Annotated in this window: 13 protein-coding genes, 1 tRNA gene and 3 rRNA genes; 5 read left to right on the top strand and 12 right to left on the bottom strand. The window is 53.5% G+C overall.

Annotation, left to right across the window (positions count from 1 at the left end; all coding sequences use genetic code 11):
- The first annotated feature begins 178 nt into the window (after positions 1–178).
- Together I6L74_RS09890 and I6L74_RS09885 are read left to right on the top strand one after the other, a co-directional pair.
- Positions 179–496: a type II toxin-antitoxin system RelE/ParE family toxin gene (locus tag I6L74_RS09890; protein WP_059179822.1), complete on the top strand. Its 318-nt coding sequence runs from the start codon at positions 179–181 to the stop codon at positions 494–496.
- Positions 489–776 carry an addiction module antidote protein gene (locus tag I6L74_RS09885; protein WP_059179821.1) on the top strand — a complete coding sequence of 96 codons (288 nt, stop codon included), beginning with the start codon at positions 489–491 and terminating at the stop codon, positions 774–776. Before I6L74_RS09890 ends, I6L74_RS09885 begins: the two co-directional genes overlap by 8 nt.
- Here I6L74_RS09885 and I6L74_RS09880 read toward each other — a convergent pair.
- Both I6L74_RS09880 and metH read right to left on the bottom strand, forming a co-directional pair.
- Positions 773–2404: a Na/Pi cotransporter family protein gene (locus I6L74_RS09880; protein ID WP_059179820.1), complete on the bottom strand. Its 1632-nt coding sequence runs from the start codon at positions 2402–2404 to the stop codon at positions 773–775. The genes I6L74_RS09885 and I6L74_RS09880 overlap by 4 nt on opposite strands.
- Positions 2405–2846: 442 nt before the next feature.
- Positions 2847–6530, bottom strand: a complete 3684-nt coding sequence (gene metH / locus I6L74_RS09875) for a methionine synthase (protein ID WP_059179819.1) — start codon at positions 6528–6530, stop codon at positions 2847–2849.
- A 194-nt stretch (positions 6531–6724) separates the two neighbouring features.
- Between metH and iclR the strand changes: the two genes are divergently transcribed.
- Positions 6725–7552: a glyoxylate bypass operon transcriptional repressor IclR gene (gene iclR, locus I6L74_RS09870; protein ID WP_072241915.1), complete on the top strand. Its 828-nt coding sequence runs from the start codon at positions 6725–6727 to the stop codon at positions 7550–7552.
- Between the two features lie 359 nt (positions 7553–7911).
- Here the strand turns inward: iclR and aceK are convergent, their stop codons facing one another.
- The 8 genes from aceK to I6L74_RS09830 all read right to left on the bottom strand — a co-directional run bounded on the left by aceK (position 7912) and on the right by I6L74_RS09830 (position 19139).
- Positions 7912–9633, bottom strand: coding sequence for a bifunctional isocitrate dehydrogenase kinase/phosphatase (gene aceK / locus I6L74_RS09865; RefSeq protein WP_059179817.1), 1722 nt, complete (start codon positions 9631–9633; stop codon positions 7912–7914).
- Positions 9634–9676: 43 nt separating this feature from the next.
- Positions 9677–10981, bottom strand: a complete 1305-nt coding sequence (gene aceA / locus I6L74_RS09860; RefSeq protein WP_059179816.1) for an isocitrate lyase — start codon at positions 10979–10981, stop codon at positions 9677–9679.
- Between the two features lie 32 nt (positions 10982–11013).
- A complete protein-coding gene (gene aceB / locus I6L74_RS09855) occupies positions 11014–12615 on the bottom strand; it encodes a malate synthase A (RefSeq protein ID WP_059179815.1) in 1602 nt (533 codons plus the stop codon).
- 270 nt (positions 12616–12885) lie between these two features.
- Positions 12886–13815, bottom strand: a complete 930-nt coding sequence (gene metA / locus I6L74_RS09850) for a homoserine O-acetyltransferase MetA (protein WP_059179814.1) — start codon at positions 13813–13815, stop codon at positions 12886–12888.
- A 273-nt stretch (positions 13816–14088) separates the two neighbouring features.
- A 5S ribosomal RNA gene (gene rrf / locus I6L74_RS09845) occupies positions 14089–14204 on the bottom strand.
- A 93-nt stretch (positions 14205–14297) separates the two neighbouring features.
- A 23S ribosomal RNA gene (locus I6L74_RS09840) occupies positions 14298–17208 on the bottom strand.
- Positions 17209–17439: 231 nt separating this feature from the next.
- Positions 17440–17515 (bottom strand) — tRNA-Glu (locus I6L74_RS09835).
- An 84-nt stretch (positions 17516–17599) separates the two neighbouring features.
- Positions 17600–19139 (bottom strand): 16S ribosomal RNA (locus I6L74_RS09830).
- The 16S, 23S and 5S rRNA genes sit together here with 1 tRNA gene alongside, the layout of an rRNA operon.
- A gap of 561 nt (positions 19140–19700) precedes the next feature.
- Between I6L74_RS09830 and purH the strand changes: the two genes are divergently transcribed.
- Together purH and purD are read left to right on the top strand one after the other, a co-directional pair.
- A complete protein-coding gene (gene purH, locus I6L74_RS09825; protein WP_059180761.1) occupies positions 19701–21290 on the top strand; it encodes a bifunctional phosphoribosylaminoimidazolecarboxamide formyltransferase/IMP cyclohydrolase in 1590 nt (529 codons plus the stop codon).
- A 14-nt stretch (positions 21291–21304) separates the two neighbouring features.
- Complete coding sequence (gene purD, locus I6L74_RS09820) at positions 21305–22597, top strand: phosphoribosylamine--glycine ligase (RefSeq protein ID WP_059180762.1); 1293 nt, start codon at positions 21305–21307, stop codon at positions 22595–22597.
- 37 nt (positions 22598–22634) lie between these two features.
- Here the strand turns inward: purD and I6L74_RS09815 are convergent, their stop codons facing one another.
- Both I6L74_RS09815 and hupA read right to left on the bottom strand, forming a co-directional pair.
- On the bottom strand, positions 22635–23327 hold the full coding sequence (locus tag I6L74_RS09815; protein ID WP_059180777.1) for a DUF1481 domain-containing protein: 693 nt from the start codon (positions 23325–23327) through the stop codon (positions 22635–22637).
- An 11-nt stretch (positions 23328–23338) separates the two neighbouring features.
- Entirely contained in the window at positions 23339–23608 is a 270-nt protein-coding gene (gene hupA, locus I6L74_RS09810) for a nucleoid-associated protein HU-alpha (protein ID WP_059180763.1), read from the bottom strand.
- Between the last annotated feature and the right edge of the window lie 56 nt (positions 23609–23664).

The raw sequence follows: 23664 nt of genomic DNA, 5'->3' as shown, positions 1-23664 counted from the left end.
TATAGGCGAAATATACCTTAGGTTGCGGCGAGTAAAAAGATTAGCCGCCAATATCTCAGTCGAGTTTGCGGCGTGCTTTCAGGATCTCCACGTTAGTCATTTACTCCCCTACAAACACCTTCTAATTTCCTTCCATTCGCCAAACTGACACTGTAGTTTAAAAACAACATGGAGTAGTATGAAGGAGATTGTTCAAACAGAATCCTTCCGTTGCTGGGAGCAAAACGTAAACGATCCACGTGCAAAAACGCTTATTGCAGCGCGTTTATTCCGCCTGGCTAATGGTCTGCCGGGGGATGTAAAACCTGTTGGAGAAGGTATCAGCGAGCTACGGATTCATTACGGCCCGGGTTACAGGATCTATTTTAAATCGCAGGGAAACGTACTGATCATTTTGCTCAGTGGCGGCAATAAAAATAGTCAGGATAAAGACATCATTCTGGCAAAGACACTCGCAAGATCACTCGAACATCGGGAGTTTATACACCATGACTGAACTCACTCATTACGATCCTGCCCGGGCGCTTATCAATGATGATGAAATTAGCGTATTCATGGCTGATGCGCTAGAAACTGGCGATTCTGCCTACATTGCTAAAGCATTAGGGATCGTTGCCCGCGCAAAAGGAATGTCTACCATTGCGACACAAACGGGTTTGTCTCGCGAACAGCTGTATCGCTCTTTTAGTGAAAAAGGTAACCCAACGCTTAAAACCACGCTTGCCGTTATGAAAGCGCTGGGTCTTGGATTGACGATTAAAAGTGCTGAAGATTAATAATCATCCCTTTCGTCATCTTCGTCCGGCTGTTCCATCACGCTATAGGCCACGGCGCAAAACAGCGAGTTGAGACGTTTCATATCGCCGAGCAGCCCCAGGTGCAGAGAGCTGGTTTCGATACTTTGCACGTTTTGTTGATGCAGTCGGTCAACGTGCGCATGCGAGTAGCGGCGATTCAGAATACGGAAGCGGTGCTTATTACGGCGCAAACGGCGCGCGCTGGGCACGTCGCTGGAGAAGAAGACCGACATCGCCAGCTTCAGGTTATTGAGTAACAGTTCCAGCAACGCGTCCAGCTCGGCGACGCCCTCCAGGGAAAATGCCCGACGTGCCGCCAGCGATTTATCGGCAATCTCGCTGCCCATACGCTCGACAATATCGGATGCCTGCTCAAGGTTTAGCGACATCTCGATAATCTCCGCCCAGCGGCGGGACTCCTCTTCGGCCAGCTCATCCTGCGGCATGCGCGCCAGATAAAGTTTGATGGCGGTATAAAGCACGTTGATATCGTCAGCCAGCTTACGCAGCTCTTTTTCTTCGCGCGGCTCACCGTGCATGACCTTTTTCAGGCCATCCAGCATCGTTTCCATCGCATCGCCAATGCGCAGCGTCTCGCGCGCTGCATTGGCCAGCGCCAGCGCAGGCGTATCCAGTGCGGAGGTGTCGAGGTGTTTCGGCTTCAGGCGCGCGTCGAGCTCTGGCTCATCGCGGATCATCCGCTTGCAGAAACGCGCCATTGGCCCGGCAAACGGCACCATCGCCAGGCAACGTACCAGGTTGTAGAAAACGTGGAAGTAGATAACCAGCTCCGCTTTCGGCAAGGGCAAATTATCCATCGCGTTCGCCAGCGGATGCACAAACGGCAGAATAATCAGGCTGCCCACCAGCTTAAACAGCAAACTGCCGAGCGCCACACGACGGGCGGCGGCGTTGGCGCCGCTGTTGTTCAGCATTGCCAGCAGTCCCGAGCCAAGGTTGGCACCGATCACCAGACACAGTGCCACCGGGAATGAAATCGCGCCCGCTGCCGTCAGAGTCGCGGTCAGCAAGACCGCGGCCAGGCTGGAATAACTGACGATGGCGAAGACCGCACCGATCAGTGCATCGAGCATGATGTCGCCGGTCAGCGAAGCGAAAATAACCTGCACACCGTTAGCCTGGGTAATCGGCGTGACGGCCTGAACAATCAGTTCCAGTGCCAGCAGGATCAGGCCGAGGCCAATGCCCACGCGCCCAAGCTGGCCTTCGCGCGTCTGTTTACGCCCCAAAAAGAAGATCACGCCGATGAAAATCAGCAGCGGCGAGAGCCAGGAGAGATCGAAGGTCAACACGCGTGCCATCAGCGCGGTGCCCACATCCGCGCCCAATACGATGACCAGCGCGGGCGTCAGCGCAACCAGGTCTTGTGCCACAAACGAGGTGACGAGCATCGTGGTCGCATTGCTGCTTTGCACAAGCGCGGTGACGCCAATACCCGCGCAAAAGGCGAGCGGTTTCTTCTCAACGCTGCGGCTGAGAACAGTACGTAAGCGTGCGCCAAACACACGCATCACACCGGTACGGACAATATGAGTGCCCCATACCAGGAGAGCGACGGCAGAAAGCAGGTGTAACAGTGTCAGCACGGAAGTGGGTTCTCCTTATCGTTATGTGTTCCTTTGGTTCCCTCCCCGCTTTTTCACGTGAGGAAAGACCTTCTTCCAGTATAAGGCTTTAAACGTAATAAAGAGACAGGGCGCCGCATGAGCGCCCCGTATGTTGTAAGGAAAAGTGAAATATCCCGATTTATCTAGCGTCTGGTACGGGCTGGCAAGTAATGAAGTTTAATATTGACCGTCGGCGGCGCAGCCAGATTGCACACCAACTGCTCGCAGCGAGGGGAGCGTACACAGAGTACGTGACTCGAGCGAGAACAGCCCTGGTGCGAGCTGGCAAGTAATGAAGTTTAATATTGACCGTCGGCGGCGCAGCCAGATTGCACACGGACTGCTCGCAGCGAGGGGAGCGTACACAGAGTACGTGACTCGAGCGAGAACAGCCCTGGTGTAAGCTGGCAAGTGAGCCAGGTCAATCCGCATCGTAACCCAGGTTAGGCGCCAACCAGCGCTCCACTTCCGACACGCTCATCCCTTTACGCATGGCGTAGTCTTCCACCTGGTCGCGTTGAATTTGCGCGACCGCGTAGTATTTGCTGTCAGGATGGCTGAAATACCAGCCCGAAACAGACGCGCCTGGCCACATGGCGAAGGATTCCGTCAGCTTCATGCCGGTATGGGTTTCGACATCCAGAAGTTGCCAGATCGTTCCTTTTTCGGTGTGCTCAGGGCACGCCGGATAGCCTGGTGCCGGGCGAATACCCTGGTAATTCTCGCGGATAAGTTCCTCATTGCTGAGGTTTTCATTCGGAGCATAACCCCAATGCACTTTGCGCACGCGCTCATGCAGATATTCCGCGAAGGCCTCGGCCAGACGGTCCGAAATCGCTTTAACCATGATTTTGTTGTAATCGTCGTGCTGCGCTTCAAACGCCTCCGCGAGAGCGTCTTCTTCAAGGCCCCCGGTGACAGCGAATGCGCCAATGTAGTCCGCTTTGCCGCTGAGTTTAGGCGCGACAAAATCGGCCAGGCAGTAGTTCGCAAAGCCGACTTTTTCGGTTTGCTGGCGCAGATGACGGCTGACCGCCAGCACGCTGGTGCGGGTTTCATCGCGATAAATTTCGATGTCATCGCCCACGCGGTTAGCCGGGAACAAGCCAACCACACCGCGCGGATTTAGCGTTTTTTCTGCACTTAGCTGGTCAAGCATATCGTTGGCATCGTTGAACAAGCGCTTGGCTTCTTCACCCACCACGTCGTCCTCGAGGATGCGCGGGTATTTCCCCGCCAGCGACCAGGTCATGAAGAACGGCGTCCAGTCGATGTAGTTACGCAGCGTTTCGATGCTGGCAGTAACGTCCTGCACGCCCAGACGGTGCGCCACGGGCGGCGTATAGCTTGACCAGTCAAAAGCCAGATCGTTTTCGCGTGCGGCGGCCAGCGTCACCGGCGGCGTGCGCGGCTTTTTACGCGCATGCTGGATACGCACGGTGTCGTACTCTTTGCGCGTTCGCGCTACAAAATCATCGCGTTGCGTGTCGGACAGCAGCGCAGAAACCACGCCAACGGTGCGCGAGGCGTTCTGCACGTACACCGTTGGCCCACTGTAATTCTGCTCGATTTTGACCGCCGTGTGCGCTTTTGAGGTGGTCGCCCCGCCAATCAGCAGCGGAATGGTAAAGCCCTGCCGTTCCATCTCTTTTGCCACGTTAACCATCTCGTCGAGCGACGGGGTGATTAACCCGGACAGGCCAATCAGATCGGCATTCACTTCACGCGCGGTTTTGAGAATTTTATCCGCCGGAACCATCACGCCTAAATCGATGATTTCGTAGTTATTACACTGCAGGACCACGCCGACGATATTTTTGCCGATGTCATGCACATCGCCCTTCACGGTGGCGATCACCATCTTGCCGTTACTGGAACTTTTTTCTTTGCTGGCCTCAATATAAGGCTCTAGATAGGCCACGGCTTGCTTCATGACACGCGCGGATTTCACCACCTGCGGCAGGAACATTTTCCCCTCGCTGAACAGATCGCCCACCACGTTCATGCCATCCATCAGCGGCCCTTCAATCACTTCAATAGGACGTGCAGCCAGCTGGCGCGCTTCTTCGGTATCCAGCTCGATAAACTCCGTGATCCCTTTCACCAGCGAATATTCCAGACGCTTTTTCACATCCCACGCGCGCCATTCCGCCTGCTGAATATTCGCGCTTTCATCCGCTTTGCTGCCGCGATATTTCTCTGCCAGATCCAGCATGCGTTCAGTAGCATCATCGCGACGGTTTAAAATCACATCTTCAACCCCCTCGCGCAGCTCGGCAGGCAAGTCATCGTAAATCGCCAGCTGTCCGGCGTTGACGATACCCATGTCCATCCCGTTGCGAATCGCGTAGTAGAGGAACACGGCGTGGATCGCTTCACGCACCGGATCATTACCACGGAATGAGAACGACACGTTGGAAACGCCGCCGGAGATCAGCGCATGCGGCAGCTCGCGTTTGATGTCTTCACACGCGCCAATAAAATCCTGCGCATAGTTGTTGTGCTCTTCGATGCCGGTCGCGACGGCGAAAATATTCGGATCGAAAATAATGTCTTCCGGCGGGAAGCCGACCTCTTCGGTCAAAATCTTGTAGGCGCGTCGGCAAATCTCAATTTTGCGCTCGCGGGTATCCGCCTGACCGACCTCGTCAAAGGCCATCACCACGACGGCCGCGCCATAACGGCGCACAAGTTTGGCGTGGTGGATAAACGGCTCAATCCCCTCTTTCATCGAGATGGAGTTAACAATGCCTTTACCCTGAATGCACTTCAGCCCTTTTTCGATGACATCCCATTTCGAGGAGTCGATCATGATCGGCACGCGGGCGATGTCTGGCTCACCGGCAATCAAATTCAGGAAACGCACCATCGCCGCTTCGGCGTCGAGCATCCCTTCATCCATGTTGATGTCGATGATCTGCGCGCCGCTTTCGACCTGCTGACGCGCAACATCCAGCGCTTCGTTGTATTTCTCTTCTTTGATTAACCGTTTGAATTTGGCAGAGCCGGTGACGTTAGTACGTTCACCGACGTTCACAAACAGGCTCTCTTTGCTGATGGTCAGCGGTTCAAGACCCGCCAGACGACAGGCCACCGGCAGGTCCGGCAGCGTGCGCGGCGGCAAGCCCGCCACGGCGTGACTCATCGCGGCGATATGTTCTGGCGTTGTGCCGCAGCAGCCACCCACAATATTCAGGAAGCCAGACTCCGCCCACTCGCGAATTTGTGCTGCCATGGTCACCGCGTCGAGATCGTATTCCCCAAAAGCGTTTGGCAGGCCCGCATTCGGGTGCGCGGTGACATAGCAATCGGCGATACGTGAAAGTTCCTGGACGTACTGACGCAGTTCGTCAGGCCCCAGCGCACAGTTCAGACCGAAGGTCAGCGCGTCCGCGTGGCGCAGAGAGTTATAAAACGCTTCGGTTGTCTGCCCGGAGAGGGTACGTCCGGAGGCATCGGTAATGGTGCCAGACACCATGATCGGTAAGTCAACGCCCAGCGCTTCCATCTCTTCTTTTACGGCGAAGATGGCGGCTTTGGCATTGAGCGTATCGAAGACCGTTTCGATCATGATCAGATCGGAACCGCCTTCCACCAGCGCTTTGGTGGATTCACGATACGCGGCCACCAGCTGATCGAAAGTGACGTTACGGAAAGCGGGATCGTTAACGTCTGGTGAAATTGATGCGGTACGGTTGGTCGGCCCCAGAACACCGGCCACATAGCGTGGCTTTTCCGGCGTGCGCGCGGTCCATTCATCAGCGCAGGCGCGAGCAAGCTTTGCTGCGGTGAAGTTGATTTCCGCCGACAGGGATTCCATCTGGTAATCGGCCATGGCGATCGTTGTCGAGTTGAACGTGTTGGTTTCGACAATGTCCGCACCCGCCTCAAAATAGGCGTGATGAATCGCCGCAATGACATCGGATTTACTGAGCACCAGCAGGTCATTGTTGCCTTTCAGGTCGCAGGGCCAGTCGGCGAAACGTTCGCCGCGGAAATCGTCTTCGCTCAGACGGTAGCTCTGGATCATGGTGCCCATGCCGCCGTCCAGCACCAGAATTCGTTCGTTTAACTGCGCACGCAGTTGGTCTATTTTGCTGCTCACACTTGCTCCCGACAACGCTCACCCAGGCCACCAGGCCAGTTATCCATACTGGCATAATCTGACTGAGCGGAGAAGCCACACTGCGTTAACATGAGACATGTTCACTATCACTCCTCCGATCAGTCAGGATAACGGTTGCAAAATCACCAAATAAAACGAAAATGATTTCCACGATACAGAAAAAGGAGTTCGCTATGGTTGCCACCGTTCCCGCTAAACGCGGCAGAAAACCTGCTGCCACTACTGCCGCTCAGCCTGCGGGTCAGGTCCAGTCGTTGACGCGTGGATTAAAGCTGCTGGAATGGATAGCCGAATCGCACAGCAGCGTAGCGTTAACAGAGCTGGCGCAGCAGGCGGGCTTACCGAACTCCACAACGCATCGTCTGCTGACCACCATGCAGCAGCTGGGTTTTGTCCGTCAGGTTGGCGAGCTTGGGCACTGGTCGGTAGGCGCGCATGCGTTTATCGTCGGCAGCAGCTTCCTGCAGAGCCGTAATTTGCTGGCGATTGTGCATCCGATTCTGCGCAAGCTGATGGAAGACTCCGGCGAAACGGTCAATCTGGCCGTCCTGGACCAGAGCGATCATCAGGCGATTATTATCGACCAGGTACAATGTACGCAGTTGATGCGTATGTCTGCGCCGATTGGCGGCAAGCTGCCCATGCACGCTTCTGGCGCGGGGAAAGCGTTCCTGTCGCAGCTCAGTGAGGAGCAAGTCACTGGCCTGCTGCATCGAAAAGGGCTGCATGCCTATACGCATGCCACCCTGGTTTCACCGGTACATCTGAAAGAAGATTTAGCCCAGACCCGCAAACGCGGCTACTCGTTTGACGATGAAGAGCACGCGCTTGGCCTGCGCTGCATTGCGGCATGTATTTTTGATGAGCATCGCGAGCCGTTTGCCGCGATCTCCATTTCCGGACCGATTTCACGCGTGACTGACGATAGCGTAACGGAGTTGGGTGCGCTGGTGATCAAAGCGGCCAAAGAAGTGACGCTGGCCTATGGCGGGATTCGTTAAGGCTTTTGCGGCTTGATGCCCTCACCCCAACCCTCTCCCACGGGGAGAGGGAGAAGACACTAAAACGGCAACCGGGTTGCTGTTTGCTTTTACTCTGTGCGGCCTGATGCCCTCAGCCAGCCCTCTCCCACGGGGAGAGGGAGAAGACACTAAAACGGCAACCGGGTTGCTGTATGCTTTTACTCTGTGCGGCCTGATGCCCTCACCCCGGCCCTCTCCCACGGGGAGAGGGAGAAGACACTAAATCGGCAACGGGGATGCCGTTTACTTTTACTGTGTGCGGCCTGATGCCCTCACCCCGGCCCTCTCCCACGGGAGAGGAGAAGACACTAAATCGGCAACGGGGATGCCGTTCTGCTTTATTCTCGCTGGCAAAAGCGCTGCCGTTTGCGGTACGCGTACACATCTTCGACATGCCCCTGTTTGATTCGCGTTTGCAGACCGCGCCAGTAATCGGCGTGGAACAGATCGTCGTGCATCTCTTCAAAGAGCGGCCCGATGCGCGGGTCGGCGCAGAGCCAGTGGCGAAACTCCTCCGGGAAGACATCGCCCGGCGAGACGCTGTACCACGGCTCGCTGGCGAGTTCATCCTCTGGATATCTCGCTGCTGGAATGGTGCGGAAATTTACTTCAGTCATGTAGCAAATTTCGTCGTAATCGTAGAACACCACGCGTCCGTGACGGGTCACGCCAAAGTTTTTAAACAGCATGTCGCCGGGGAAAATATTGGCAGCGGCAAGCTGGCGGATCGCGTTGCCGTACTCTTCAATTGCATCGCGCAATTGCGCGCCTTCAACCTGCTCTAGCCAGATATTTAGCGGCACCATGCGACGTTCAATATAAAGATGGCTGATAGCAATTTTATCGCCCAAATCGGTGATTTTACCCGGCGCTTCCTGAAGGAGTAACGCCATCAGCGTGGGATCGATCTGGCGCTTATCCAGCACAAAGTTTTCAAACTCTTGCGTGTCCGCCATGCGCCCGACGCGATCGTGCTCTTTCACCAGCTGATAACAGGCGCGAACGTGCGCCGCCGTCATCTCTTTTTGTGGGGCAAACTGATCTTTAATGACTTTAAACACGCGGTCAAAACCGGGCAGCGTGAACACCAGCATCACCATGCCGCGGATACCCGGCGCTTCAATAAACTGCTCATCGGTGCTGGTGATGTAGTGCAAATATTCGCGATAGCTTTCGGTCTTAGCGTGCTTCTGGCAACCAATCGCCATGTAGAGTTCGGCGGTGGTTTTGACAGGTAATATCTCGCGTAGCCATTCGACCAGGGCGGCGGGAAGCGGGGCATAGACCATGAAATACGAGCGGGCGAAACCGAAGACAATACTGGCCTCCGCGCTGGTCGTCAGGCAGGTATCAACAAACAGTTCGCCGTCATCAGAGCGATGGATGGGCAGTAAAAAAGGGATCGTGGCTTCCGGTGTGATGAGTTTGCCAACCAGCCATGCCGCTTTGTTACGGAAAAACAGTTCGTTTGCGACCTGTAAGTGGCTGTGGCGCAACGTCTCTTCACCCAAGGTGTCGATCAGATGTGCAGCGATGTAGCCGACATCACGTGCTTTATTCTGCCAGGGCAGTCGCAGGGGTAAATCTGACAACACGTTGTTGAGGGCATTTTCCCAACCCGGTTCGGGAAAAAAATCTTTCGCCAGTGGACGGGGAATCGCCCGAAAGCGGCGCTCCGGCTGAGAACTGAAAATAAATAACCGCTCAGGAGATAACGAGCGGTGGTCAAATAACCGACAATAGACGGAGTTGAAAAAGCTCTCCGCAATCTCGAAGCGCGGGTAATCCGGTAATAAATGGGTGTAATGCTCTTTCACACGCAGCAGAAAATCCGCATCGGTGCTTTTACCCTCGGTGATGCAACGTAACTGCTCCACGACGAGACCAACATGGTGATCGTAAAGGTGAATACGCTGCTTCATGGCTTGCTGAACGGCGTGCCAGTCGGCGTGCTCAAAGCGCTGCTGTGCGCCTGACGTGACCTCCAGAAAACGACCATACTGCGCATCAAAGCCCTGCAGAATGGTTTGTGCAATCAGTAACTCCAGACCTCGCGACATAGTTTTCCCTCGCCCCCTCCCGGAGGGAGAGGGAAAAATGCGGTTAGAACTGTGATTCTTCGGTCGAGCCGGTCAAGGCGGTGACGGATGAGGCGCCGCCCTGAATAATAGTGGTGACTTTGTCGAAGTAGCCCGTGCCCACTTCCTGCTGATGAGAGGCGAAGGTGTAACCTTTTTGACTCGAAGCAAATTCCGGCTGCTGCACTTTTTCGACATAGTGGCGCATCCCTTCACCCTGCGCGTAGGCATGCGCCAGGTCGAACATGTTAAACCACATGCTGTGAATGCCCGCGAGCGTAATAAATTGATATTTGTAGCCCATCTCGGACAACTGCTGCTGGAAGCTGGCGATGGTGCTGTCATCCAGATTCTTCTGCCAGTTAAACGAGGGCGAGCAGTTATAGGCCAGCAGTTTGCCGGGGTATTTTGCGTGAATGGCATCGGCAAAGCGTTTCGCCAGCGCCAGATCCGGCGTGGAGGTTTCACACCACACCAGGTCCGCATACGGGGCATAAGCCAGACCACGGCTGATCGCCTGTTCGATACCCGCATGAGTACGATAGAAGCCTTCGCTGGTACGCTCACCGGTAATAAATTCGCTGTCGTAAGCATCACAGTCGGAAGTGATCAGGTCAGCGGCGTCGGCATCGGTACGGGCGATAACCAGCGTCGGGACACCCAGTACATCTGCTGCCAGACGCGCGGCGACCAGTTTCTGAATGGCTTCCTGAGTTGGCACCAATACTTTGCCACCCATATGCCCACACTTCTTCACGGACGCCAGCTGATCTTCAAAATGAACGGCCGCTGCACCGGCTTCAATCATGGATTTCATCAGCTCAAACGCGTTCAGTACGCCGCCAAAACCGGCTTCTGCATCGGCAACGATCGGCAGGAAATAATCGACATAACGCGGATCGTTTGGCTCAATCCCCGAAGACCATTGGATCTGATCGGCACGACGAAATGTGTTGTTGATCCGATCGACAACCGATGGCACAGAGTTAGCCGGATAGAGTGACTGATCCGGATACATGCTGGATGCCAGGTTAGCATCGGCCGCCACCTGCCAGCCGGAAAGATAGACCGCTTCGATTCCCGCTTTCGCCTGCTGTAACGCCTGGCCGCCCGTCAGCGCCCCGAGACTATTGATGTACCCTTTTTTCGATTCACCGTGCAGCAGACGCCACATTTTGGCCGCACCAAGCTGCGCAAGCGTACATTCAGGATTGACCGAGCCGCGTAATTTCACCACGTCCTCTGCGCTATACGGGCGTTGAATGCCTTCCCAGCGCGGCTGTGTCCACTCTTTTTGTAATTCTTCGATTTGTTGGGTGCGCGTTTTCATGTGCAGATGCTCCGTATTGTTATGGGGTGGATTTATGCAAGCAGGCGGTAACCTGGCAGGGTGAGGAAGTCGATTAATTCATCCGACGTCGTGATATGTTCCATCAGACGCGCGGCGTCGTCGAAACGACCGCTGCTAAAGCGGTGCTCGCCCAGCTCGTCCTGGATGGTCATCAGCTCTTCGGCCAGCATCTGGCGGAACAGCGATTTCGTCACCGGTTTGCCGTTGCTGAGGGTCTTCTGGTGATGGATCCACTGCCAGATGGAGGTACGCGAAATCTCAGCCGTCGCGGCATCTTCCATCAGACCGTAAATCGGTACGCAGCCGTTACCTGAAATCCACGCTTCGATGTACTGCACGGCAACGCGAATATTGGCGCGCATACCGGCTTCAGTTCGTTCGCCTTCGCAGGGTGCCAGGAGTTCCTCTGCGGTGACAGGCGCATCGTCTTCACGACTAACGAAAAGCTGGTTCTTGTTATCGCCTAATGTCCGGTTAAAAACGTCCATTGCCGTGTCAGCAAGGCCTGGATGCGCAATCCACGTACCGTCGTGACCGTTGTGGGCTTCCAGCTCTTTATCCGCTTTTACTTTGCTCAGCACCTGATTGTTGCGCTCGGCATCTTTGCTCGGAATAAACGCAGCCATTCCGCCCATCGCGAATGCGCCGCGCTTGTGGCAGGTTTTTATCAGTAAACGCGAGTAAGCGTTCAGGAAAGGTTTATCCATCGTGACCGCCTGACGGTCGGGTAAAACGCGGTCAGGATGATTTTTCAGGGTTTTGATGTAGCTGAAAATGTAGTCCCAGCGCCCACAGTTCAGTCCTGTGATGTGGTCACGCAACGCGTGCAGGATTTCATCCATCTGGAATACCGCAGGCAATGTTTCAATCAACAGTGTGGCTTTGATGGTCCCGCGCGGTAAATTAAAGCGATCCTCCGCATAGCTAAACACTTCACTCCACCAGGCCGCTTCTTTCCAGGACTGGGTTTTTGGCAGATAAAAATAGGGACCGCTGCCTTTTGCCAGCAAATTTTGATAGTTGTGGAAGAAGTACAACGCAAAATCAAACAGGCTGCCGGGAATCGGTTCATCACGCCAGGTGACGTGTTTTTCTGGCAGATGTAGACCTCGTACGCGGCAGATTAAGACCGCAGGATCCGGTTTGAGCTGGTAGATTTTCCCGGTTTCGTTGGTATAGCTGATCGTCCCATTAACCGCATCGCGCAAGTTGATTTGCCCTTCAATCACTTTGCGCCAGTCCGGTGCGAGCGAATCTTCGAAATCCGCCATAAACACTTTAACGTTGGCATTCATGGCGTTAATGACCATTTTGCGCTCAACCGGGCCGGTGATTTCAACGCGACGATCCTGCAAATCCTGAGGAATACCGCGAATCTTCCAGGCCGAATCACGAATGGAAGCAGTTTCCGAAATAAAGTCAGGCAGTTTGCCGTTATCTATATCCTGCTGTTGCTGAATGCGCGCCGCCAGCAGCGTTTGGCGCTTTGGCGCGAAGCGCGTGACCAGCTCAGCGAGAAATTCGACAGCCTCTGGCGTCAAAATCTGCTTTTCCTGCTCCCCGTGTGGCTGATTAAAGGCCAGTTCGTCTGCTGTCGTTGCCTGTTGAGTCATTACGCTGCTCCTCATCAAAGATCCCAATACACTCATCCAGTGCGAGCGAAAGATCGTTGGACAGTTTTCGCTCAGCAGAGTTAAGACTATCTATTATTTTTCTAAAATCAAAAATAATTTCCATTTTAATAATTAAATGAACTTAACTCACTGATTAACAATGCGTTAAATATTTTCTGGTTGTCGGTTTGTATTTCGGAAATAAAAAAGGCACCCGAAGGTGCCTTATCTGGAGAGCTGAAACGCTTTAGGATCGTTTGAGTCAGTCAATTATTCTAGCGTTGGATTCATATGTCGCAGATCGTATGGCGTGATCTGGTAGACGTAATAATTGAGCCAGTTGGTAAACAGCAAATTACCGTGGCTGCGCCAGGATGCTCTGGGCGTGTTTTGCGGATCGTTTTTAGGGAAATAATTGTACGGCACTTCCGGGCTCAGGCCTGCTTCAACATCGCGGAAAAACTCGCTTGCCAGCGTATGTGCATCGTATTCAGGATGCCCCGTGACAAAGGCAATACGCTTGTCCCTGCTGGCAAAGAGATAAGCATCGCCATCTTCCGTCTCGGCGAGGATTTCCAGATCGGTGTAATCGCGAATGAGCGCGGCCGGGAAATCAGCATAGCGCGAGTGAGGTGCCAGGAAAAAGTCATCAAAACCGCGCGTCAACAACGCGTGGGGATGCAGAATATGGTGTTCGTAGACGCCAGACAGCTTGTCTGAACGCGTCTGTTTAGGGATGCCATAAAGAATATTCAGTGCAGCCTGGACGGCCCAACAAACAAATAGCGTTGAAGTCACATGATCTTTCGCCCACTCCAGCACCTGTTTGATCTGCGGCCAATAGGCGACATCGTTAAATTCGACCAGACCAAGCGGTGCCCCGGTCACAATTAATCCATCGAAATTATCATTACGGATATCTTCAAAATCACAGTAAAAGTTGTTGAGGTGCTCAGAAGGGGTGTTGCGTGACTCGCGTGCATCAATACGTAAAAGCTGAACATCGACCTGCAGCGGTGAGTTCGAAAGAAGGCGAAGGAACTGGTTTTCCGTTTCGATTTTTTTGGGCATCAGATTGAGGATAAGGACCTTCAGCGGACGAATTTCCTGACCTGTCGCACGCGAGGCCTTCATTACAAAGACGTTTTCTTCTCGCAAAAAATTGACGGCTGGTAGCTCGTCCTGCACCCGAATCGGCATAGCCTTAAATCCTCACAGCATACGTATAAACGTTTAGACATCCAGATAGCTGACAATAACGAAGATTCATGTGAATGTCGAGTCTGTATGAGAAAGGTGAGAAAGTTTCACGGCGGGGGGAATGGATGAGATTGTCGATTTTATTGAGGAGTGGCTACAGACGCAGTAAACATCTGGCCAACGTATCAGACTGGCTTGTTTTCTGCGCAGCTCACCCAAAAAACACAAGCAAAAAACCCCGGACCTTGCGGACCGGGGTTCTTCTTTATTGATGCCTGGCAGTTCCCTACTCTCACATGGGGAGACCCCACACTACCATCGGCGCTACGGCGTTTCACTTCTGAGTTCGGCATGGGGTCAGGTGGGACCACCGCGCTAAAGCCGCCAGGCAAATTCTGTTATCAACATGCATCTCTGCACGTCAATTAATCTGTTATCAAGCTGAATATCGTCTCTTTCCGCCAAAACAGCTTCGGCGTTGTAAGGTTAAGCCTCACGGTTCATTAGTATCGGTTAGCTCAACGTATCGCTACGCTTACACACCCGACCTATCAACGTCGTAGTCTTCAACGTTCCTTCAGGACTCTCAAAGGAGTCAGGGAGAACTCATCTCGGGGCAAGTTTCGTGCTTAGATGCTTTCAGCACTTATCTTTTCCGCATTTAGCTACCGGGCAATGCCATTGGCATGACAACCCGAACACCAGTGATGCGTCCACTCCGGTCCTCTCGTACTAGGAGCAGCCCCCCTCAATTCTCCAGCGCCCACGGCAGATAGGGACCGAACTGTCTCACGACGTTCTAAACCCAGCTCGCGTACCACTTTAAACGGCGAACAGCCGTACCCTTGGGACCTACTTCAGCCCCAGGATGTGATGAGCCGACATCGAGGTGCCAAACACCGCCGTCGATATGAACTCTTGGGCGGTATCAGCCTGTTATCCCCGGAGTACCTTTTATCCGTTGAGCGATGGCCCTTCCATTCAGAACCACCGGATCACTATGACCTGCTTTCGCACCTGCTCGAGCCGTCACTCTCGCAGTCAAGCTAGCTTATGCCATTGCACTAACCTCCTGATGTCCGACCAGGATTAGCTAACCTTCGTGCTCCTCCGTTACTCTTTAGGAGGAGACCGCCCCAGTCAAACTACCCACCAGACACTGTCCGCAACCCGGATTACGGGTCTACGTTAGAACACCAGCCATTAAAGGGTGGTATTTCAAGGTTGGCTCCACGCAGACTGGCGTCCACGCTTCAAAGCCTCCCACCTATCCTACACATCAAGGACCAGTGTTCAGTGTCAAGCTATAGTAAAGGTTCACGGGGTCTTTCCGTCTTGCCGCGGGTACACTGCATCTTCACAGCGAGTTCAATTTCACTGAGTCTCGGGTGGAGACAGCCTGGCCATCATTACGCCATTCGTGCAGGTCGGAACTTACCCGACAAGGAATTTCGCTACCTTAGGACCGTTATAGTTACGGCCGCCGTTTACCGGGGCTTCGATCAAGAGCTTCGCGTTACCGCTAACCCCATCAATTAACCTTCCGGCACCGGGCAGGCGTCACACCGTATACGTCCACTTTCGTGTTTGCACAGTGCTGTGTTTTTAATAAACAGTTGCAGCCAGCTGGTATCTTCGACTGATTTCAGCTCCACGAGCAAGTCGCTTCACTTACCATCAGCGTGCCTTCTCCCGAAGTTACGGCACCATTTTGCCTAGTTCCTTCACCCGAGTTCTCTCAAGCGCCTTGGTATTCTCTACCTGACCACCTGTGTCGGTTTGGGGTACGATTTGATGTTACCTGATGCTTAGAGGCTTTTCCTGGAAGCAGGGCATTTGTTACTTCAGCACCGTAGTGCCTCGTCATCACACCTCAGCGTTAATAAGCGTCCGGATTTACCTAAACGCTCCGCCTACATGCTTAAACCGGGACAACCGTCGCCCGGCTAACATAGCCTTCTCCGTCCCCCCTTCGCAGTAACACCGAGTACAGGAATATTAACCTGTTTCCCATCGACTACGCCTTTCGGCCTCGCCTTAGGGGTCGACTCACCCTGCCCCGATTAACGTTGGACAGGAACCCTTGGTCTTCCGGCGAGCGGGCTTTTCACCCGCTTTATCGTTACTTATGTCAGCATTCGCACTTCTGATACCTCCAGCATCCCTCACAGGACACCTTCGACGGCTTACAGAACGCTCCCCTACCCAACAACGCATAAGCGTCGCTGCCGCAGCTTCGGTGCACAGTTTAGCCCCGTTACATCTTCCGCGCAGGCCGACTCGACCAGTGAGCTATTACGCTTTCTTTAAATGATGGCTGCTTCTAAGCCAACATCCTGGCTGTCTGTGCCTTCCCACATCGTTTCCCACTTAACTGTGACTTTGGGACCTTAGCTGGCGGTCTGGGTTGTTTCCCTCTTCACGACGGACGTTAGCACCCGCCGTGTGTCTCCCGTGATAACATTCTTCGGTATTCGTAGTTTGCATCGGGTTGGTAAGCCGGGATGGCCCCCTAGCCGAAACAGTGCTCTACCCCCGAAGATGAGTTCACGAGGCGCTACCTAAATAGCTTTCGGGGAGAACCAGCTATCTCCCGGTTTGATTGGCCTTTCACCCCCAGCCACAAGTCATCCGCTAATTTTTCAACATTAGTCGGTTCGGTCCTCCAGTTAGTGTTACCCAACCTTCAACCTGCCCATGGCTAGATCACCGGGTTTCGGGTCTATACCCTGCAACTTAACGCCCAGTTAAGACTCGGTTTCCCTTCGGCTCCCCTATACGGTTAACCTTGCTACAGAATATAAGTCGCTGACCCATTATACAAAAGGTACGCAGTCACCCTGATAAATCAAGGCTCCCACTGCTTGTACGTACACGGTTTCAGGTTCTGTTTCACTCCCCTCGCCGGGGTTCTTTTCGCCTTTCCCTCACGGTACTGGTTCACTATCGGTCAGTCAGGAGTATTTAGCCTTGGAGGATGGTCCCCCCATATTCAGACAGGATACCACGTGTCCCGCCCTACTCTTCGAACTCACAGTATGTGCATTTTTGTGTACGGGAGTATCACCCTGTACCCTGCGACTTTCCAGACGCTTCCACTAACACACAAACTGATTCAGGTTCTGGGCTGTTCCCCGTTCGCTCGCCGCTACTGGGGGAATCTCGGTTGATTTCTTTTCCTCAGGGTACTTAGATGTTTCAGTTCCCCTGGTTCGCTTCGTTAAGCTATGTATTCACTTAACGATAGTGCAACGGATTGCACTGGGTTTCCCCATTCGGAAATCGTCGGTTATAACGGTTCATATCACCTTACCGACGCTTATCGCAGATTAGCACGTCCTTCATCGCCTCTGACTGCCTAGGCATCCACCGTGTACGCTTAGTCGCTTAACCTCACAACCCGAAGATGTTTCGTAAAACACCCGCAGTGTTGCGAAAATTTGAGAGACTCGAACACACCGCTTATCTGCTCTTATTACGGAGAGCAGACACAGTGTGTCGTTTCAATTTTCAGCTTGATCCAGATTTTTAAAGAGCAAATATCTCAAACATGACTTACTGTTTACACAGTGCAATCAGTTTTGAGATACAGAGGTCGGCGACTTTCACTCACAAACCAGCAAGTGGCGTCCCCTAGGGGATTCGAACCCCTGTTACCGCCGTGAAAGGGCGGTGTCCTGGGCCTCTAGACGAAGGGGACACTGAAGTCTCAATCGCAAGACGCCTTGCTATTTACTTTTCATCAGACAATCTGTGTGGACACTACAAAGGCAGGTTCTTCAGGTAAGGAGGTGATCCAACCGCAGGTTCCCCTACGGTTACCTTGTTACGACTTCACCCCAGTCATGAATCACAAAGTGGTAAGCGCCCTCCCGAAGGTTAAGCTACCTACTTCTTTTGCAACCCACTCCCATGGTGTGACGGGCGGTGTGTACAAGGCCCGGGAACGTATTCACCGTAGCATTCTGATCTACGATTACTAGCGATTCCGACTTCACGGAGTCGAGTTGCAGACTCCGATCCGGACTACGACATACTTTGTGAGGTCCGCTTGCTCTCGCGAGGTCGCTTCTCTTTGTATATGCCATTGTAGCACGTGTGTAGCCCTACTCGTAAGGGCCATGATGACTTGACGTCATCCCCACCTTCCTCCAGTTTATCACTGGCAGTCTCCTTTGAGTTCCCGGCCGAACCGCTGGCAACAAAGGATAAGGGTTGCGCTCGTTGCGGGACTTAACCCAACATTTCACAACACGAGCTGACGACAGCCATGCAGCACCTGTCTCAGAGTTCCCGAAGGCACCAAAGCATCTCTGCTAAGTTCTCTGGATGTCAAGAGTAGGTAAGGTTCTTCGCGTTGCATCGAATTAAACCACATGCTCCACCGCTTGTGCGGGCCCCCGTCAATTCATTTGAGTTTTAACCTTGCGGCCGTACTCCCCAGGCGGTCGACTTAACGCGTTAGCTCCGGAAGCCACTCCTCAAGGGAACAACCTCCAAGTCGACATCGTTTACGGCGTGGACTACCAGGGTATCTAATCCTGTTTGCTCCCCACGCTTTCGCACCTGAGCGTCAGTCTTTGTCCAGGGGGCCGCCTTCGCCACCGGTATTCCTCCAGATCTCTACGCATTTCACCGCTACACCTGGAATTCTACCCCCCTCTACAAGACTCTAGCCTGCCAGTTTCGAATGCAGTTCCCAGGTTGAGCCCGGGGATTTCACATCCGACTTGACAGACCGCCTGCGTGCGCTTTACGCCCAGTAATTCCGATTAACGCTTGCACCCTCCGTATTACCGCGGCTGCTGGCACGGAGTTAGCCGGTGCTTCTTCTGCGAGTAACGTCAATCACTGTGGTTATTAACCACAATGCCTTCCTCCTCGCTGAAAGTACTTTACAACCCGAAGGCCTTCTTCATACACGCGGCATGGCTGCATCAGGCTTGCGCCCATTGTGCAATATTCCCCACTGCTGCCTCCCGTAGGAGTCTGGACCGTGTCTCAGTTCCAGTGTGGCTGGTCATCCTCTCAGACCAGCTAGGGATCGTCGCCTAGGTGAGCCATTACCCCACCTACTAGCTAATCCCATCTGGGCACATCTGATGGCAAGAGGCCCGAAGGTCCCCCTCTTTGGTCTTGCGACATTATGCGGTATTAGCTACCGTTTCCAGTAGTTATCCCCCTCCATCAGGCAGTTTCCCAGACATTACTCACCCGTCCGCCGCTCGTCACCCGAGAGCAAGCTCTCTGTGCTACCGCTCGACTTGCATGTGTTAGGCCTGCCGCCAGCGTTCAATCTGAGCCATGATCAAACTCTTCAATTTAAGTTTGATGCTCTTGAATTAAACTTCGTAATGAATTACGTATGTTCACTCAGAGACTTTGGTATTCATTTAGCGTCCGAAGACGTTTAGAATCCATGTCACTTTGAGTGCCCACACAGATTGTCTGATAAATTGTTAAAGAGCAGTGCAACGCGGCTTTCGCTCACCGTTGCGAGGTGGCGTATATTACGCTTTCCTCTTTCAGAGTCAATCCTTTATTTCAGGATTTTTCTCTTCAACCGAACCGGCTGTTTGTGTGAAGTGATTCACATCTGCCGTGTCGATGGAGGCGCATTATAGGGAGTTCTCGATCATCCGCAATACTTAAATGACAGAAAAATGACTGACTGCTGCATTCCACAGCAAAACCCCGCCTTATACCTGTTTTCACACAGACTTATCCACAATGCTGCGAAAATTTGAAAAATCACGAGCGGTGCGCAAACGTTTTCGTTAAAATGCACGCGCTAAACAAGGATGCCCCGTTAGGGGTGTTAGATGAGTTTTTTGCGAAAAATTCATCTAACACTCTCTGTCATCGTGAAATCCAGGGGATTTACCATGCAACAACGTCGTCCAGTCCGCCGCGCTCTGCTCAGTGTTTCTGACAAAGCCGGTATCGTCGAATTCGCTCAGGCACTTTCTGCACGTGGTGTAGAGCTGCTATCCACTGGCGGCACCGCTCGCCTGTTAGCAGATAAAGGTCTGCCGGTAACCGAAGTGTCCGATTACACCGGTTTCCCGGAAATGATGGATGGACGCGTAAAGACCCTGCATCCGAAAGTACACGGCGGCATTCTTGGTCGTCGCGGCCAGGACGACGGCATTATGGAGCAACACGACATCGCCCCGATCGATATGGTGGTCGTTAACCTTTATCCGTTCGCCCAAACCGTCGCCCGCGAAAACTGCTCACTGGAAGATGCCGTTGAGAATATCGATATCGGTGGCCCGACCATGGTGCGCTCCGCGGCGAAGAACCATAAAGATGTTGCCATCGTAGTAAAGAGCAGTGACTACGACGTCATTATTAAAGAAATGGATGCCAACGAAGGTTCTCTTCTACTGGCGACCCGTTTTGACCTCGCCATCAAAGCGTTTGAACACACTGCCGCTTACGACAGCATGATCGCTAACTACTTTGGTAGCCTGGTCCCGGCCTATCACGGCGAAAGCAACGAACCTTCTGGTCGTTTCCCACGTACCCTGAATTTGAACTTCATTAAGAAGCAGGATATGCGTTACGGCGAAAACAGCCACCAGAACGCTGCCTTCTATATAGAAGAAGAAATTAAAGAGGCATCCGTCGCAACCGCTCAACAGGTTCAAGGCAAAGCCCTCTCTTATAACAACATCGCTGATACCGATGCGGCGCTGGAGTGCGTGAAAGAGTTCAGTGAGCCAGCATGCGTCATCGTGAAACATGCAAATCCGTGTGGCGTTGCCGTCAGCACATCTATCCTTGAAGCCTACGACCGGGCTTACAAAACCGATCCGACGTCCGCATTCGGCGGCATTATCGCGTTCAACCGCGAACTTGATGCCGAGACGGCACAAGCCATTATTTCCCGCCAGTTTGTTGAAGTGATCATCGCGCCTTCCGCAACGGAAGAAGCCCTTAAAATCACCGCAGCCAAACAAAACGTTCGCGTACTGGTTTGTGGCCAGTGGGCAGAGCGTGTTCCAGGCCTGGATTTCAAACGTGTTAATGGTGGTCTGCTTGTTCAGGATCGCGATTTAGGTATGGTGACTGCGGGCGACCTGCGCGTCGTTAGCCAACGTCAACCAACCGAACAGGAACTGCGTGACGCGCTGTTCTGCTGGAAGGTCGCCAAATTTGTTAAATCCAACGCGATTGTATATTCGAAAGAGAATATGACGATCGGCATAGGCGCAGGCCAGATGAGCCGCGTTTACTCTGCCAAAATCGCCGGTATCAAAGCCAGCGATGAAGGCCTGGAAGTAAAAGGCTCCGCAATGGCATCTGATGCCTTCTTCCCGTTCCGCGACGGCATTGATGCAGCAGCAGCCGTTGGCGTGACCTGTGTTATCCAGCCGGGCGGATCCATTCGTGATGACGAAGTCATCGCCGCCGCTGACGAACACGGCATCGCCATGATCTTCACCGATATGCGTCACTTCCGCCATTAATCCCGGAGTCAGTAATGAAAGTATTAGTCATTGGTAACGGCGGGCGCGAGCACGCTCTGGCATGGAAAGCAGCGCAGTCGCCGCGGGTGAGCACCGTTTTTGTCGCGCCGGGTAACGCCGGTACGGCACTGGAGCCCACTCTGCAGAATGTGGCTATCGGTGTAACCGATATTCCGGCGCTGCTGAATTTTGCGCAGAGCGAGAAAATCGATCTCACCATCGTCGGTCCAGAAGCACCGCTGGTGATTGGCGTTGTTGATGCATTCCGCGCCGCGGGTCTGAAAATCTTTGGCCCAACCGAAGGTGCTGCGCAGCTGGAAGGCTCTAAAGCGTTCACTAAAGATTTCCTCGCGCGTCATAAAATCCCGACGGGCGAATATCAGAACTTTACTGAAGTCGAACCTGCGCTGGCTTATTTGCGTGAAAAAGGTGCACCGATCGTCATCAAGGCCGACGGTCTGGCGGCCGGTAAAGGCGTTATCGTTGCGATGACGCTCGAAGAAGCCGAAGCTGCCGTTCAGGATATGCTGGCGGGTAACGCCTTTGGCGATGCGGGTCATCGTATCGTGATTGAAGAGTTCCTCGACGGTGAAGAGGCCAGCTTTATTGTCATGGTTGACGGCGAGCACGTTCTGCCGATGGCCACCAGCCAGGATCACAAACGCGTTGGCGATGCAGACACCGGTCCAAACACCGGCGGAATGGGCGCTTACTCTCCGGCACCGGTTGTGACTGATGACGTTCACCAGCGCACCATGGACCGTATCATCTGGCCAACCGTCAAAGGCATGGCCGCGGAAGGCAATACCTATACCGGTTTCCTGTACGCTGGTCTGATGATCGACAAACAGGGCAATCCAAAAGTTATCGAATTCAACTGCCGCTTTGGTGACCCTGAAACGCAGCCAATCATGCTGCGCATGAAGTCCGATCTGGTTGAACTGTGTCTGGCTGCATGCGAAGGCAAGCTGGATGAAAAAACATCCGAGTGGGACGATCGTGCTTCTCTGGGCGTGGTGATTGCTGCGGGCGGTTATCCCGGTGATTACCGCAACGGCGACGAAATCCACGGTCTGCCGCTGGAAGAAGTCGACGGCGGTAAAGTGTTCCACGCCGGGACGAAACTGTCTGACGACGATCGCGTAGTGACCAACGGCGGGCGCGTTCTGTGCGCAACGGCGCTGGGAAATACGGTCGCGGAAGCGCAGAAGCGTGCGTATGCGTTAATGGCCGATATTCACTGGGACGGCAGCTTTAGCCGCAGCGACATCGGTTATCGTGCAATTGCACGCGAGCAAGGCGAGTAATTTACGCTAGCCCTCTCCGTCTGGAGGGGGTTTTCAATCAGAAGTTTTTTTCTGTCGGCTGCCAGGTACAAAAATCTTCATTTGCCACCAGCAACAGCTGCGAACCTTCGGATGCTTCAAGCCAGGCCACACTCACTTCTATTGACGAATGACGTTGACGCCTTTCGATGTGTTCCTTTGCCCACGTGTCCAAATCGGGTTTCACCGTTTGACCTTCGCAGGTGGTCACCGAGCCATCGGCATGCCAGCGCCCCTGATGCAGCACAACGCGCCCCTGACGCAGCGCATCGCTGGTCTGACGGATTTGGTCGGCACGATAACGGTATAAGGCGATTTGATCGCTCGAAAGCTGCTGTTTTTGGCCGTCAACTTCGCGCTGCATGAAGCTCAGCTCGCCGCGACTATCAAACCGGACACGAATGTGTTCAGGCGTTTTACTGTAGATGTTGAGCTCAATCAGCGACAGCGCATCATCCTGCCAGCGGTATTCCGCTGTAGAGGTATTGCCCTTGTGCCAGGGACTGAATGCAGAAAGGAGATGGACTTCACCATTGACGTCTTTACGCCAAATTCGCACCGCACCCTGATCGCCTGCGTATCCACTCGCGGTGAATGGCGGCAAAGCAGAGTCATGGCTACAGGCCGAGAGCAACAGCACGCCTGCCAGCGCCAACGTTGAGCGCCAGACAGACAAAAGGGGCGAAACCGCCCCCTTGTTAAAACTGTTCACTGCCACGCGGCTTACTTAACTGCGTCTTTCAGTGCTTTACCAGAAACAAATGCTGGTACGTTAGCAGCAATTTTGATTTCTTTACCGGTCTGCGGGTTGCGGCCAGTACGCTCAGCGCGGTGGTTCACTTTGAAGGTACCGAAACCAACCAGTTGTACAGCATCGCCTTCTTTCAGAGACTCAGTAATAGCAGCCAGGGTGGATTCCAGTGCAGCTTTAGCCTGCACTTTAGACAGATCAGCCTTGTCCGCAATTACATCAATCAGTTGAGTCTTGTTCATAAGTTATCCTTTCAATGTGTTTATCGCTTGCTAAGCATCGAGTGCGACGAAAATGC

It is taken from the genome of Lelliottia amnigena (assembly GCF_019047465.1).
In the GTDB taxonomy this organism is placed as follows: domain Bacteria; phylum Pseudomonadota; class Gammaproteobacteria; order Enterobacterales; family Enterobacteriaceae; genus Enterobacter; species Enterobacter amnigenus.
The sequence above is the reverse complement of the archived record's forward strand: the minus strand, read 5'-3'. Positions and strand labels throughout refer to the sequence as shown.